We start from the raw sequence: 13,044 nt of genomic DNA on the forward strand, positions 1-13,044 counted from the left end.
CCTGCTGTCTACGGCAAGCTTCAGAGCCTCCTTCGACGCAGAGCTGTCTTGGTGACTGCTCGCACTGCATTAGCTCAGAGCTGGACAAACGAAAGCCTGCTGAAGGCCGCCTTCAAAACCTTCGTAACATCGATAGATCGGCTGGATCAGCTGATACAAAAAAAGATTAAGGAAGTGCTACGAGAGGCTGGGCTGCACGAGCAAGTTGCCCGCTGTCAGGCGGTAGAGGGAATTGGGTTTCTTACCGCTACAGCCTTGGTAATGGCTTTTGTAAGGGGCGAGTTCAAGAACAGTGATTCGTACATCGCATTCCTGGGAATGGACTTACGGGTTAATGATTCTGGAGAGAAGAATGGACGTCGTCGGCTCACCAAGCGCGGCTGCTCGGAAATCCGTCGTTTGCTACATAACGCAGCAATGGCGGCCAGCAGGTCGGCCGCTTGGAAAGGGGTATATGAGCAGTACAGAAACAGCGGTAAGGCAACGACCCAGGCGTTGGTAATTCTGGCCAGGAAGCTCGCACGTGTGGCATTCGCCCTGATGAGAAATCAGGACGAATACGTCACCAAAGGCGGGAAAATGGCTTGCTGATAACCATAGAATCTCCCACAAGTACCCCGCAATGCTGGAGGCTTGCGCTGTGCCTGTGAGGGCCAGCAAGCTGGCTGCCATAGATACCCCGCAGTGCTTAAGGCGTGCGCTGTACTTGTGGGCGCCGGCTTGCCGGCGATGAGGCCGGTACTTACTGCGAATAAGTGCGCAGGAAGTTGCCAATCCGGCCAATCGCCGCTTCCAGATCATCCACACGCGGCAATGTCACCACGCGGAAGTGGTCCGGCCACGGCCAGTTGAACGCCGTACCCTGCACGATCAGCAGCTTTTCCGACAGCAGCAGGTCCAGCGCGAACTTCTCGTCATTCAAGATCGGGCAAACCTTCGGATCGATCCGCGGGAAGGCATACAGCGCACCCATCGGCTTGACGCAGCTGACCCCGGGGATCTCATTGAGCAATTCATAGGTGCGGTTGCGCTGCTCCAGCAGCCGGCCCGGCGGCAGCACCAGGTCATTGATGCTCTGGTAACCGCCCAGCGCAGTCTGGATGGCGTGCTGAGCCGGCACGTTGGCGCACAGGCGCATATTGGCCAGCATGTCGATGCCTTCGATGTAGCTCTGGGCGTGGTGCTTGGGCCCGGAGATGATCAGCCAGCCGGAGCGGAAGCCCGCCACCCGGTACGACTTGGACAGGCCGTTGAAGGTCAGGCACAGCAGGTCCGGGGCCAGTGACGCGGTGCTGATGTGCACGGCTTCGTCATAGAGGATCTTGTCGTAGATCTCGTCAGAGAACACCACCAGGTTGTGCTGGCGGGCGAGCTCCAGCATGCCCAGCAGCAACTCTTTGGAATAGACGGCGCCGGTCGGGTTGTTCGGGTTGATGATGACTAGGGCCTTGGTGTTCGGGGTGATCTTGGCCTTGATGTCTTCAAGGTCAGGGAACCAGTCGGCCTGCTCATCGCACAGGTAATGCACCGGCTTGCCGCCAGCCAGGCTCACTGCAGCAGTCCACAGCGGGTAGTCGGGCGCCGGGATCAGCACTTCGTCGCCGTTGTTGAGCAGCGCCTGCATCGACATCACGATCAGCTCGGACACACCATTGCCCAGGTAGATGTCCTCGATGGTGACGCCTTCGATTTCCTTCTGCTGGCAGTACTGCATCACCGCCTTGCGCGCGCTGAACAGGCCTTTGGAGTCGCTGTAGCCCTGGGCAGTGGGCAGGTTGCGGATCACATCCTGGAGAATTTCGTCCGGCGCCTCGAAGCCAAACGGCGCCGGGTTGCCGATGTTCAGCTTGAGGATGCGATGGCCTTCCTCTTCCAGACGTTTGGCGTGCTTGAGCACCGGGCCGCGAATGTCGTAGCAGACATTGGCGAGCTTGTTCGATTTGCTGAACTGCATGATGTGATCCCGATTGAGAATACGCGGTGCGCCGCCGTCGAAAGGTTTGAAAGGGCGGGGCGCGGGTGCCAGACTTGAGGCCTTGCACACGAAGCCAACTAATATACGTGCCACCCGCGCTACGGAAAAGACGGCGCGAGGTGAAATTCAGCCTGCCGAGGTCCACACATGCAAAAGATCGACAAAACCCTGGAACAATGGCGTGCGATGCTTGACCCGGAGCAGTACCAGGTGTGCCGCCTGAAGGGCACCGAACGGCCGTTCTCTGGCAAGTACAACAGCGAAAAGCGTGCGGGTACCTACCAGTGCATCTGCTGCGGCCTGGCGCTGTTCGATTCGACCACCAAATTCGACTCTGGCTGTGGCTGGCCGAGTTTTTACGCGCCGATCGAAGACAGCGCGATGATCGAGACGCGCGACACCTCCCACGGCATGATCCGCACCGAGGTGACCTGCGCGCAATGTGATGCTCACCTGGGCCATGTATTCCCCGACGGGCCGCCACCGACCGGCCTGCGTTACTGCATCAACTCGGTGTGCCTGGACTTCAAACCGCGTGACGGAGCCTGACCATGGCTGAATCGATACTGGACATCCCCTGTGTGACCCTGGCCGGTGAACGCAAGCTGCTGGGCGACTTTGCCGGCAAGGCGGTGCTGGTGGTCAATACCGCCAGCCAGTGCGGTTTCACCCCGCAGTACAAGGGGCTGGAGCAACTTTGGCAACATTACCGCGAGCGAGGCCTGGTAGTACTGGGGTTCCCGTGTAACCAGTTCGGCAAGCAGGAGCCGGGGGAAGCGCGGGAAATCGCGCAGTTCTGCGAGCGTAATTTCGGCGTGAGCTTCCCGCTGTTTCGCAAGGTGGAGGTCAACGGCCCTGGGGCCCACCCGCTGTTCGTCGAGCTCAAGCAGCGTGCGCCCGGCCTGCTCGGGTCGCAGAAGATCAAGTGGAACTTCACCAAGTTTCTGCTGGAGCCGGCCAGCGGCAAGGTCACGCGTTATGCGCCCACCACCAAGCCGCAGGCACTGGAGGCTGATATCGAACGCGTGCTCAGCCGCTAAGGGGCACCCAATGGTCGATCAGCGCCAGTAGCTCTTCACGCCGGAACGGCTTTGCCAGGTAGTCGTTCATGCCCGCCGCCCGGCAGCGTTCGCGCTCCTCGGGCATGGCGTTGGCAGTCAGGGCGACGATCGGCAGCTCAGGCCAGCGGCCACTCTGGCGGATGCGTCGGCTGGCCTCATAGCCGTCCATCACCGGCATGTTGCAGTCCATCAACACCAGGTCGAAGTCTTCCTGCTCGAGCCACTCCAGCGCCTCGACGCCCTGGGTGGCCACCTGTATCCGGCAGCCGAGCTTGGCCAGCATGCCCTTGGCCACCAGCTGGTTCACCGGGTTGTCCTCCACCAGCAGAATGCGCGCCCGGCCGTCGGTAGCGGTGAGTGCGGGGATGGCCAGCGGGTGTTCCGGAGCCTGGCCCTGCAGGGTGCGGCGCAGGGTCTGATACAAGGCATTGCGTGCCAGGGGGCGGGCCAGTTGGTGCAGCGGGGCCAGTTGCGCCGACTGTTCTGGCGACAGGAAGTTGCCGTAGGCCGTCACCAGCAGGATCGGCGCTTTCAGCGCAGGGCGTAGCTGGAACAAGTGGTCCAAATCGTCAGTGATCAACAGGTCGATGGCACCGCCCGCCAGTTCCTCGGCACTGTCATGCCTTGCGTAGCTCAGGCCCCAGCGTGGCAACACGTCCTCCAGCAATTCGGCAAGGCCACTGCCGGCATCGCTCAGCGCCACGACGTGGCCCTGCAGCGGCGCAGGGGCAATGGCCTCGGTGTGGGTGGGCAGGGGTAATTCGGCGCTGAAGCAGCTGCCCACGCCTGGCTCGGAGCGTATGTGCAGGTGGCCGTGCATGGCTTTGCACAGGTTGCGGGTCAGTGCCAGGCCCAGGCCCGTGCCGCCATATTGCCGAGTAATGCCGGCACCGGCCTGGGTGAACGGCTGGAAGATGCGTGCCTGCGCATCTTCGGGAATGCCGATGCCGGTGTCGCGTACCTCCAGGCGTATGCCGCCGACGAGGGTGCTCAGGCACACGTCGACGCGGCCGAAGCGTGTGAACTTCAGGGCATTGGACAGCAAATTGCTCACTACCTGGCGTACCCGGGTCGGATCGCCGAGTACCGAACTTGGAAAGTCACTGGCGATCAGGCAGGTCAGCTCGACGTTTTGCGCGACGTTCTGCGATAAAAGGTTGGCCGTGTCCTCCACCATCGCGCCCAGGTCGAAGGGGATGCGTTCGAGTTCCAGCTGCCCTGCATCGAACTTGGACAGGTCGAGGATATCGTTGAGCAGTTCCACCAGCACCTTGCCCGAGTCGTGGGCGATCGACAGCTGCTGGCGCTGCTCACTTTCCAGCGGGCTGTCCAGGGCCAGGGCGATCATGCCGAGCATGCCATTGAGCGGGGTGCGAATTTCGTGGCTCATGTTGGCCAGGAACGCTGCACGGGCCTGGGCCATGTCCAGCGCGCGCTGGCGGGCATGCTCCAGCTCCTGGTTGGACTGGCTCAGGCGGCTGTTGCTGGCCTTGAGCTCTTCGGTGCGGGCCGAAACGATGTCTTCCAGCTCATTGAGGTACTGGGTCAGTCGGTTTTCGGCAGTGCGCCGTTGCTGGATCTCGGTGGCCATGCTGACCAGTTGCTGGTTGGCGACCTTCACCAGCACGCCGATCTCATCGCGTTCATGGCCGGGAGGGCAATCGAGGCGGGTTTGCCCGGGGTGGCGGGGGTCGCGGCCGCTGAGTGCACCGATCACCTTGACCAGCGGTTTGGTCAGCATCATGTAGAACAGGGCCAGGAGAATGCCGGTGAGGACCAGGCTGCGGGCGAAGCCATTGAGCAGGGTGACCCCGGCGCGGTCCAAGAAACGGCTGCCGAAGGCGAAGGTGTCGACGTCCAGGTACAACGTGCCGAGATACTCTTCGGGCATATGGGTGAGGAACAGGCGCTCTTGGAACTGGCGCTGTTCACCGAACAGAAAATCGCTCACCGGCCGGTAGCTGTCCTGCAGCCGGATGCGTTCGACATCAGCCAATACGGTTTCGTTGTTGTCGATCAGGCGCGCGCGGAACACGGCCGGTGACTGCAGCAGGCCCCGGGTCAGCTCGAGCGCCAGCTCCGAGTCGATGTTGTAGGCGATGCGCGAGGCCGGGTTGTGGCTGATTTGCAGCAACGCTTCCACTTCTCGGTTGATGGATGCGTCTTCGCTGGCATAATCGATGCCGATCTGGATGAGACTGAGCAATGTTCCCAGGATGAAGCCCACCAGGACTGTCAACCGGGCTTGCTTGTATGACAGGCGATTGGTGAACTTGATATCCATGAGTCCCGAGCCGGTTTCACGTCCCTTGCGCTGCGCAAGCATAGCCGATCAGCCACGGCTGCTGGTGGGCCTGTCGCACATTCAGCTTCAAACTTCACCTGTCTTGCTAGGAGTCGTCATGGACGCCCGCTTGAATGCTTTTCTGGAACGCGCAGAGTCCGTGCTGGCGCGCCTTGAGCCGCTGCTGCCGGCACCGCGTCCGGACATCGACTGGAACACCACGTTGGCTGCGCGCTGGCAGCGCGATGGCCGTACCGGCTACTTGATGCCGTTGCACGTCAGCCTGGACATCCGCCTGACCGACCTGATCGGCGTGGACAAGCAACGCGACCAACTGGGCCGCAATACCCATCAGTTCATCAACGGTCTGCCTGCCAACCACGCGCTGCTGTGGGGCTCGCGTGGCACCGGCAAATCGTCGCTGGTACGCGCGCTGCTGGCCGAGCACGCCGCTGCCGGCCTGCGCCTGATCGAGATCGAGCGTGACCACCTGGCTGATTTGCCGCGTGTGGTCGAGCAACTGCAGAAACTGCCGCAACGTTTCGTCCTGTTCTGCGACGACCTGTCGTTCGAAGCCGGGGAGGGCGACTACCGGGTGCTCAAGAGCGTGCTCGACGGCTCGCTGGAGCAGGCGCCGGACAACGTGCTGTTGTACGCCACTTCCAACCGTCGTCACCTGGTGCCGGAGAAAGAGAGCGACAACGAAAACTGGAAGCGCGTCGACGGCGAACTGCACCCCAGCGAGGCGGTGGAAGACAAGATCGCCTTGTCCGACCGTTTTGGCCTGTGGCTGTCGTTCTACCCGTTCACCCAGGAGCATTTCCTCGATGTGGTCGAGCACTGGATAGGCCAGCTGGCGGCCTCTGCCGGTTTGGCCTGGCAGCGTGACGAAGCGCTCGACATACTCGCCGTGCGCTGGGCCACCGGCCGCGGCAACCGTAATGGCCGTTGTGCCTACCAGTTCGCCCGTTATTGGGTGGGGCTGCAATTGTTGGAGCAGAAATAAATGATCGACCTCAATGCCAGTGGCGCCGGCCTCGACGGCTACGACCTGCTGGCTGCGCAAGTGCAGGCACTGTTCGCTGACGAGCGTGACTTCATCGCCAATGCCGCGCAGTTTTCGGCGTTCTTGTACCACCAGATGGATGACCTGAACTGGGCCGGGTTTTACCTCAACCGTAATGAAGAGCTGGTACTGGGCCCGTTCCAGGGGCAAGTGGCCTGTGTGCGCATTCCGTTCAGCCGCGGCGTGTGCGGTGCAGCAGCGGCCACCCGGCAGACCCAGCGGGTGGAAGACGTGCACGCCTTCCCGGGGCATATTGCCTGCGACAGCGCATCCAACAGCGAATTGGTGATCCCGCTGGTGAAGGAGGGCAGGCTGATTGGTGTGCTCGACCTGGACAGCCCGAAGCTGGCGCGTTTCAGTGAGGCGGACCAGCGCGGGCTGGAGCGGTTGGCGGCAGTCTTTCTGGCGTTGACCGACTGCTGATTAGCGTTATCAGGGCTGCTGCGCAGCCCATCGCCGACATGCCGGCGATGGGCTCGTTTTTCACATCAATCGTAGATGACCCGCTTTTTCCAGGTTTCTTCCTGGTCGGTCTTGAGCCCCTGGGTCAGTGCGTTTTCGTCATTCTCCGCCGGTTCCATCTGGTCCAGCACCTGGGCATTGGCCCGGGCCAGCAGTTTCTCCAGGTAGGTCAGCTGCTCTTCATACACCTTCGGTTCAGGCTGCTTGCGCAGGTACTGCACGCCGCGCTCGAACGCCAGGCGAGCCTGGCCCGGTTGTTCCTGTTGCAGCGCTTGCTGGCCCAGGTTGTTGAAGAACTCGATGTGCAGCAGTACCAGCAGGTGGCGAATTTCCTTTACCCAGTGCTTGCCCTCGGTGGTTTGCAGGACATTTTCCTGAGTAGCCTTGACGATCTGTGTGTGCAAAGCCTCGAGCAAGAAGCGCACATCCTTGGCCTTGGCCTCTGTATGGATCGGGCTGGGCGGGTTGTTCACCGGGATTCGCTCGCCTTGGGCAACCAGGCCGTCCAGTTCGGCAACGCGTGCCTTGAGTTCGGCATTATTCTTGTCCAGCGCCAATTGCCGCTGCGTGAGATTGAGCTCCAGGCGCGTGAGCAACAGTTTGAGCGCCGGGGTCATGAACTGGCCGGGGAAGGTCTCGGTGATTTCGCCACAGCGGCGTACGCGGTCGGCGAGTTCGATCTTCAGCCGCGCGCGCTCCAGTTTGCTGTTCTCGACCACGTTGTTGAGGTAGCCGATCACGATCAGCAACGCGATACCCGCAACGATGAGCAGTGTGATCAGAAGTGGTGTCACCGTTAACGCCTCATCAGGAAGTTTTACATTGAGAGTGTAGCGAACAGGCCAGCCAGGGCGCCACGTGACTCTGTGTCGGCTCGTCGCCGGATTTCTCCAGTGATGGCACTTTGCGTTCAGCCCGCCAGAAAATCAACGCCAATCCTCGGGCACCCTGCACAAGCAGCCTATATAGAGAGCGAAGTCATTGATTTAAATAAATTTATAGAAAAGGGTTGACGACCTTTCAAGGCATCCATAGAATGCGCGCCACTTGCAGCGTAAAGCTCACAGCGAAACGCGGCAGGGAGTGAAAGCAAGCAGCAATGCTTGTAGCGTGTCCCCTTCGTCTAGTGGCCTAGGACACCGCCCTTTCACGGCGGTAACAGGGGTTCGAGTCCCCTAGGGGACGCCAATGCGGGAATAGCTCAGTTGGTAGAGCACGACCTTGCCAAGGTCGGGGTCGCGAGTTCGAGTCTCGTTTCCCGCTCCAGTTTCTCCGGCACTGCTTAAAGGCGGGGCAGGAAAAGAAAACCCAGGCTGAATCGTGAGGTTCAAACCTGGTGCACTGAAAAGTGTTGTGTGTCCCCTTCGTCTAGTGGCCTAGGACACCGCCCTTTCACGGCGGTAACAGGGGTTCGAGTCCCCTAGGGGACGCCATTTGCGGGAATAGCTCAGTTGGTAGAGCACGACCTTGCCAAGGTCGGGGTCGCGAGTTCGAGTCTCGTTTCCCGCTCCAGTTTAAAGGCTGTGGCGTCTATGCGGTGCAGTGGTGGTGAAGGTCTTAGTGGCGCTTCACGCCGATAGCGGTAACAGCTTCAAAATGCGGGAATAGCTCAGTTGGTAGAGCACGACCTTGCCAAGGTCGGGGTCGCGAGTTCGAGTCTCGTTTCCCGCTCCAAATATCGGTTTACAGAGTTCCATTGAAATCTGTAAGTCCTTGAAAATAGACGCTTCGGCGTCTTTTTTCGTTTCAGCGCAGTTTGCCTGAATTCTCCAGCCGGATTGTTTCGGCCCAGTGGCCTGGCCGGTGCCCCGTGTAAGCCTCACTACTGCCTACGATGATGTGATCCAGCACCTGCATATCCACTTGTCTGAGCAGTTCCTTCACGCTTCGAATTAAGACTTTGTGGCCCTGACTGGGCAGCACGTCGGCATCGAGCGCACGCATAACCGAGCCCATGGGCATGGGTGCCGCTACCGAGCCGGCCTCTGCCCATGTCGTCGCGGTCTTCGGTGCGGCGAAGCCGCACTGTGCTTATCTCTTCGCCAATCGCCGCGCCAACCGGATGAAGGTGCTGGTGGATGATGGCGTTGGCGTGTGGCTGGCGGCACGCCGATTCAATCAGGGCAAGTTCCACTGGGCGGGCACTGGTCATGGTCCTCAAGTGGAACTGGACAGCGAGCAACTTCAGGCGCTCGCCGTGGGCTTAGCTTGCCAGCGCATGGGTGCCAACAGCACCATCACACGGCTTTGGTGGTTGCCATTGGCCCAACCGCCAATCGCCGCCAGTGCGTTGCTTTTTGCATGTTATTTGTAACTTACGGTAAAGGTCAGCCCCCCCTCGGCCAAGCCCGGGGTTATCACGGGTGCGCTCTTGTAGTAGCGCGCCTGGAAGTCCAGATGGGTAGTGCCGATGCTTATTGGCTTGACCAATTCCTCTGATTGCAGCGGCATGGGCGAGCCATCGCTACGCAGCAGCTGAATTTCAACCCCGGCGGCATCGGAAGCGCCACCCAGGCTAAAGCGTCCCTCGGCTGGAACGGTTGGCACCGAGCCATTGGCGCCATCCAGTTCGATGTACACATTCGCGGGGGCGGGAGAGGGAGTGCTGGCGTCTTCACAGTCGCTGAGTGTTATCTGGAAGGGAACGGGCGGGGTCGTGGGGTTAGCCCCTGCAAAATCCGCAGGGGTGTAATTGCCCAGGCTCACCAGGCCGGGGCTTACTGAGTTGGATTTCAGCGAGCATTGCGCCTGGTTCACCGTGGCGGTTATGGAGTACTCCATGACTTCGCCCAGGTTATGCAGTTGCCCATGAAACATCGTGCTGTTGACGTATTGAGGGCCGGGTGCGATTGGCCCTGTCTTGATGAGCCAGGCATTGCCACGCAGCGTCGACACCAAGACGTTGAAAGGCTGGTCTCGCATGGTCCCTGAGTAGGGTATGACAGGGGAGGTGCCAGGATCAGGCGCGAAGGAGTTGTTGGTCTGGCCGTCGAAAGGCGTACCAAGCTCCAAGTACACACCAATCCCGGGAATGTTGGTTTCCAGGACGTGGCCATTGATATTCTTGCCCTCCAGGGGGGGCAGGGTGCCGGAGAAGATTGGCGCGGTATTGGTGAGCCTTGCCTTGGGCGGGCTGGTAGGGACCCACACGCACGAGACCCTGGCGCCTTCCCTGTTGTTCGCGGTCATTGAGTAGGTACCGATCACGGTACCCTCTGGGGCATCGCGGGGTACCCAGAATGTGCTCATGTCACGCACGTAGGTCATATAGGTGGCGCTCGTCTGGAAACTACAGTCGGCGTAAGCGTTGCCAGAGAACAGGCCCAGTGCCAGGCAGCAGGCGGTCAGTCGCAAGCTGCGGTCGATGTTGAAGGTGGACGCGGTCATCAGAGCATTTCCTGGGTATTGTCGCCGGGCAGCGGGGGCTGGCTGTTGGCTACCGGCAGTTGGCACTGCAGGGTTTGCAGGCGATAGCCACTCTCTTGTGTGAGTGCTTGCGGGTCGATGTTCAGTGTGCAGGCTTTATCGCTGGCCTCGCCCCACAGCACGCGTATGGTTTGCGGGCCCGTTGTGCGGGTAGACACCAGCGCCTGGCCGGCCTGGCCGACCACACCCAGGCTCTGGCCAACGGCATCGAGCACCTGGGCGCCAAACGGCACGGGTTGGCCATCGGCCTGCCGCAGAGTCAGCACCATGCGGGCCACATGCTCGGTTTCGTAGCTGGCCTTGACCACCGCGCCGCGGCGCGGCACCACTTGCTGGCTGGCATTGCCAATCACCACTTCCGGCGAAAGGTCGTCGGTTTGCAGGACCAGTGAATTCAGCCGATAGGGCCGCAGGTAGGGCACCAGTGCATAACCTTGGGTATTGGTACGCGCCGCGGGGGTGTTCTGTACGCCGACGCCGGGCACATCTGGCACGTGGACCAGGCCCATGGTTTCGCCCAGGTGGCTGCCAAATGCCAGGCCGTCGCCATGCAGCAACACCGCACCGCTGGCGTTCACCGACATGCTGCGATAGTCGTTGCCTTCGTTGTAGCCCATGCCGACGCTGGCCTGGCTGCCCTGGTAGTTGATAGATAGCCCACCGCTGGTGCGCCCCTGGCCGTCTTTGGCCAGCGAGGTGCTGTAGCTGAGCTGGTTGTCCAGCAAGCCGCCGCTGAGGCTGGCGCGTTCGCTGGTCCGGCCATCGTTGTTGCGCACGTCGAAGCTGGCCTGGTGCTGACGGCCAAAGTCCAGTGGCACGCTCAAGCTCAGGCCGAACATGCGGCTGTCGTCGTTCTTCGAGTCCAAGGCCTGCGAGGCAAACAGGTTGACCGCGACCTTGCCCAGGCGGGTGGTGTAATGCAACTGGTACTGGCGGCGCTGGTGGCTGGTTTGCCAGTAGGTGTCCTGAGATAAAGTCAGGTTGAGTGCGCTGCGGTCCCCGACGCTCTGGTACACCGATGCTTCCAGGCGGCTGCGGCGGTTGCCAAGGTAGCTGCTGGCATTACTCCGTTGCCGCACAGCTTCGTCGAAGTCGCGGTAGCCCTCGGTCGAGTAGCGATAACCGGCGAAGCGCACGCTGGTGCGGCTCTGGAAGCTTTTGCCGTAGCGCAAGGCAAAGCTGTGGCCTTGGGCGTCGCCCAGCGTGGGGCCCAGGGCGCTGGAGGAACGGGTGACATCGAACGACAACGCGCCTATCTGGCCGATGTCGCGGCCCATGCCCACTACGCTGGCGTTGTAGTACTCGCTGGAAAGCACGCCGCCATACAGCGTAGTGTCCCAGACACCGCCGCGGGCCAGGGTGGCCTGCCAGAACAGCGGGTCGTCGAGTTGTTCGGCGCCATCGTAGCGGCCCACGGTCGCGCTGTAGCGCCACACGCCTTCGCGCAGCAGGCTGCCCATGCTCGAGTAGGGTTGAGTGAAGCGGCGGATCTGGCCATCGGCTTCGGTGATGACCACTTCCAGCTCGCCATGGCCAGAGCCCACGCTGAGGTCGTCGATGGCGTAGGGGCCGGGCGCAACGTAGCTGGAATAGATGGGGTAGCCGTTGTGCAGGATTTCTACCTTGGCACGGCTTTGGGCTACCCCGCGGATCACTGGCGCGTAATGCTGCATTGCATCGGGCAGCATGCCCGTGTCGGACGCCACCTGCGCGCCTGTGAAGCGCACGCTGCGGAACATGTCGCTGTTGGTGAAGGTTTCGCCCAGGGTGAGGTTGGCCTGCAGGCCTGGCAGGTCGCGCTGCGCGAACGTGTCGCTACGGGTCCAGCGGCGTGCCCCATTGGCGTCCTCGCGCAGTGCCTGCTTGCTGCGCAGGCGCCAGGGCCCCAGGTTGAGGCCGCTGTTCAGGTACAGGTCCTGGCTGCTGCGGCTGCGGCCATCGCGCTGGCTGCTGTGTTGGGCCGAAGCCTGGTAACTGATGAAGGCGGCGTTGATGCCGTTGCTCCAGCGGGCCTCTGGCACGCTGCCCGAACGGTCCTGGCGCAGGGCGATTTGCGGGATCGACAGCGACAGGTGCAACTGAGCGGGGTCGAAATCGGCACTGGCGTGTGGTACCAGCTGCGCCAGGTCCACGCAGCTGTCATCGGCTGGCAGCGGTCTTTCCAAGGCCTGCTCGCGCAGGTCGAGGGTGCGTAGCAGTTCGGCCGTCAGGCAGGGCTGCAACCCTTTGCCATTCGGGCCCTCGATGAAGTCGATGTCCTGTTCGTGCAGGGGGCGGAGGTTGAGCGAGACCTGCACCCGGTAGCGCCCCGGCGGCAGGAGTGCCTGCGCGGCCAGGTTTTGCAGCGCCAGGGCCCCGGCCTCGGTGGACTGGCCGGGGGCCTGGCGCATGAAGCCGGGCTGGAAGGCGATGTCGGACGGGGTTGCCAAGGCAGGGTGGGCAAAAGCCAGCGCCAGGCAGCCGCCAAGCAGTGGCGGCAGCGGGGCGAGGCGCGGGCGCAACGGCAATAGCCTGCGCCGTTCGAGCTGGAGCATGAGCGTGTCCTGGGCGGCGCCGACGGACGATGCACAGTAGGCTCGTGGCAGGCGCCTGAAGCGAATGACGGGGCGTGAGGGCAGCTGTTGCTGCTGGTCACGTTGAAAAGGCGGGGGCAGGTTAGAGGGTCGTCAGGGTTGGGGATGTAAGAAAAGGCTCATGAATTGTTGGGATAAATGGATGTTCTGCTGGTTATTTGGTACTTGATGAGGCGTCTCGCTGCCAGAGGCAGCGA

At 61.7% G+C, this 13,044-nt stretch carries 12 protein-coding genes and 5 tRNA genes; 11 read left to right on the forward strand and 6 right to left on the reverse strand.

Annotated features, from left to right (window positions below; all coding sequences use genetic code 11):
- The coding region (locus ACIPZC_RS10985; RefSeq protein ID WP_400626875.1) for a transposase at nt 1–591 on the forward strand (591 nt) is incomplete at its 5' end.
- Nucleotides 592–742: 151 nt separating this feature from the next.
- Here ACIPZC_RS10985 and ACIPZC_RS10990 read toward each other — a convergent pair.
- The gene (locus ACIPZC_RS10990) at nt 743–1,954 is read right to left on the reverse strand and encodes a pyridoxal phosphate-dependent aminotransferase (protein WP_085675507.1); all 1,212 of its coding nucleotides are present in this window, start codon (nt 1,952–1,954) and stop codon (nt 743–745) included.
- A gap of 168 nt (nt 1,955–2,122) precedes the next feature.
- Here ACIPZC_RS10990 and msrB point away from each other — a divergent pair, with 168 nt between their 5' ends.
- Both msrB and ACIPZC_RS11000 read left to right on the forward strand, forming a co-directional pair.
- Complete coding sequence (gene msrB, locus ACIPZC_RS10995; RefSeq protein ID WP_267821998.1) at nt 2,123–2,524, forward strand: peptide-methionine (R)-S-oxide reductase MsrB; 402 nt, start codon at nt 2,123–2,125, stop codon at nt 2,522–2,524.
- A gap of 2 nt (nt 2,525–2,526) precedes the next feature.
- Nucleotides 2,527–3,015 (forward strand): glutathione peroxidase, encoded by a 489-nt coding sequence (locus ACIPZC_RS11000; protein WP_241802992.1) that lies wholly within the window; start codon nt 2,527–2,529, stop codon nt 3,013–3,015.
- On the opposite strand, the gene ACIPZC_RS11005 is transcribed toward ACIPZC_RS11000, so the two are convergent.
- Nucleotides 3,005–5,362, reverse strand: coding sequence for a response regulator (locus ACIPZC_RS11005; protein WP_400626878.1), 2,358 nt, complete (start codon nt 5,360–5,362; stop codon nt 3,005–3,007). The two genes, ACIPZC_RS11000 and ACIPZC_RS11005, sit on opposite strands and share 11 nt — an antisense overlap.
- A gap of 76 nt (nt 5,363–5,438) precedes the next feature.
- Between ACIPZC_RS11005 and ACIPZC_RS11010 the strand changes: the two genes are divergently transcribed.
- Both ACIPZC_RS11010 and ACIPZC_RS11015 read left to right on the forward strand, forming a co-directional pair.
- Nucleotides 5,439–6,326: an ATP-binding protein gene (locus tag ACIPZC_RS11010; protein ID WP_241802994.1), complete on the forward strand. Its 888-nt coding sequence runs from the start codon at nt 5,439–5,441 to the stop codon at nt 6,324–6,326.
- The gene (locus ACIPZC_RS11015) at nt 6,327–6,809 is read left to right on the forward strand and encodes a GAF domain-containing protein (protein WP_400626880.1); all 483 of its coding nucleotides are present in this window, start codon (nt 6,327–6,329) and stop codon (nt 6,807–6,809) included. It abuts the gene before it with no gap.
- A gap of 65 nt (nt 6,810–6,874) precedes the next feature.
- Here the strand turns inward: ACIPZC_RS11015 and ACIPZC_RS11020 are convergent, their stop codons facing one another.
- A complete protein-coding gene (locus ACIPZC_RS11020) occupies nt 6,875–7,642 on the reverse strand; it encodes a hypothetical protein (RefSeq protein ID WP_400626882.1) in 768 nt (255 codons plus the stop codon).
- A gap of 318 nt (nt 7,643–7,960) precedes the next feature.
- Between ACIPZC_RS11020 and ACIPZC_RS11025 the strand changes: the two genes are divergently transcribed.
- The 5 genes from ACIPZC_RS11025 to ACIPZC_RS11045 all read left to right on the forward strand — a co-directional run bounded on the left by ACIPZC_RS11025 (nt 7,961) and on the right by ACIPZC_RS11045 (nt 8,522).
- Nucleotides 7,961–8,036 (forward strand) — tRNA-Glu (locus ACIPZC_RS11025).
- 2 nt (nt 8,037–8,038) lie between these two features.
- A tRNA-Gly gene (locus ACIPZC_RS11030) sits at nt 8,039–8,114 on the forward strand.
- 91 nt (nt 8,115–8,205) lie between these two features.
- Nucleotides 8,206–8,281 (forward strand) — tRNA-Glu (locus ACIPZC_RS11035).
- A gap of 3 nt (nt 8,282–8,284) precedes the next feature.
- Nucleotides 8,285–8,360: transfer RNA gene (locus ACIPZC_RS11040), tRNA-Gly, on the forward strand.
- 86 nt (nt 8,361–8,446) lie between these two features.
- Nucleotides 8,447–8,522: transfer RNA gene (locus tag ACIPZC_RS11045), tRNA-Gly, on the forward strand.
- A 72-nt stretch (nt 8,523–8,594) separates the two neighbouring features.
- On the opposite strand, the gene ACIPZC_RS11050 is transcribed toward ACIPZC_RS11045, so the two are convergent.
- Nucleotides 8,595–8,792 carry a JAB domain-containing protein gene (locus tag ACIPZC_RS11050; RefSeq protein WP_400626884.1) on the reverse strand — a complete coding sequence of 66 codons (198 nt, stop codon included), beginning with the start codon at nt 8,790–8,792 and terminating at the stop codon, nt 8,595–8,597.
- Nucleotides 8,793–8,808: 16 nt separating this feature from the next.
- Here ACIPZC_RS11050 and tnpB point away from each other — a divergent pair, with 16 nt between their 5' ends.
- Nucleotides 8,809–9,162 (forward strand): IS66 family insertion sequence element accessory protein TnpB, encoded by a 354-nt coding sequence (gene tnpB, locus ACIPZC_RS11055; RefSeq protein WP_400626886.1) that lies wholly within the window; start codon nt 8,809–8,811, stop codon nt 9,160–9,162.
- On the opposite strand, the gene ACIPZC_RS11060 is transcribed toward tnpB, so the two are convergent.
- Together ACIPZC_RS11060 and ACIPZC_RS11065 are read right to left on the reverse strand one after the other, a co-directional pair.
- Entirely contained in the window at nt 9,153–10,235 is a 1,083-nt protein-coding gene (locus tag ACIPZC_RS11060; protein WP_400626888.1) for a fimbrial protein, read from the reverse strand. The genes tnpB and ACIPZC_RS11060 overlap by 10 nt on opposite strands.
- Nucleotides 10,235–12,808 carry a fimbria/pilus outer membrane usher protein gene (locus ACIPZC_RS11065; RefSeq protein ID WP_400626890.1) on the reverse strand — a complete coding sequence of 858 codons (2,574 nt, stop codon included), beginning with the start codon at nt 12,806–12,808 and terminating at the stop codon, nt 10,235–10,237. Before ACIPZC_RS11065 ends, ACIPZC_RS11060 begins: the two co-directional genes overlap by 1 nt.
- Nucleotides 12,809–13,044 lie beyond the last annotated feature (236 nt).

This window comes from Pseudomonas sp. NPDC089743, assembly GCF_044748785.1.
In the GTDB taxonomy this organism is placed as follows: Bacteria; Pseudomonadota; Gammaproteobacteria; order Pseudomonadales; family Pseudomonadaceae; genus Aquipseudomonas; species Aquipseudomonas putida_X.

Excerpts from the sequence above, each read along its gene's own strand:
- ACIPZC_RS10990 (WP_085675507.1), bottom strand. The coding sequence starts at position 1,954 with ATGCAGTTCAGCAAATCGAACAAGCTCGCCAATGTCTGCTACGACATT.
- msrB (WP_267821998.1), top strand. The coding sequence starts at position 2,123 with ATGCAAAAGATCGACAAAACCCTGGAACAATGGCGTGCGATGCTTGAC.
- ACIPZC_RS11000 (WP_241802992.1), top strand. The coding sequence starts at position 2,527 with ATGGCTGAATCGATACTGGACATCCCCTGTGTGACCCTGGCCGGTGAA.
- ACIPZC_RS11005 (WP_400626878.1), bottom strand. The coding sequence starts at position 5,362 with ATGCTTGCGCAGCGCAAGGGACGTGAAACCGGCTCGGGACTCATGGAT.
- ACIPZC_RS11010 (WP_241802994.1), top strand. The coding sequence starts at position 5,439 with ATGGACGCCCGCTTGAATGCTTTTCTGGAACGCGCAGAGTCCGTGCTG.
- ACIPZC_RS11015 (WP_400626880.1), top strand. The coding sequence starts at position 6,327 with ATGATCGACCTCAATGCCAGTGGCGCCGGCCTCGACGGCTACGACCTG.
- ACIPZC_RS11050 (WP_400626884.1), bottom strand. The coding sequence starts at position 8,792 with ATGCGTGCGCTCGATGCCGACGTGCTGCCCAGTCAGGGCCACAAAGTC.
- tnpB (WP_400626886.1), top strand. The coding sequence starts at position 8,809 with ATGGGTGCCGCTACCGAGCCGGCCTCTGCCCATGTCGTCGCGGTCTTC.
- ACIPZC_RS11060 (WP_400626888.1), bottom strand. The coding sequence starts at position 10,235 with ATGACCGCGTCCACCTTCAACATCGACCGCAGCTTGCGACTGACCGCC.
- ACIPZC_RS11065 (WP_400626890.1), bottom strand. The coding sequence starts at position 12,808 with ATGCTCCAGCTCGAACGGCGCAGGCTATTGCCGTTGCGCCCGCGCCTC.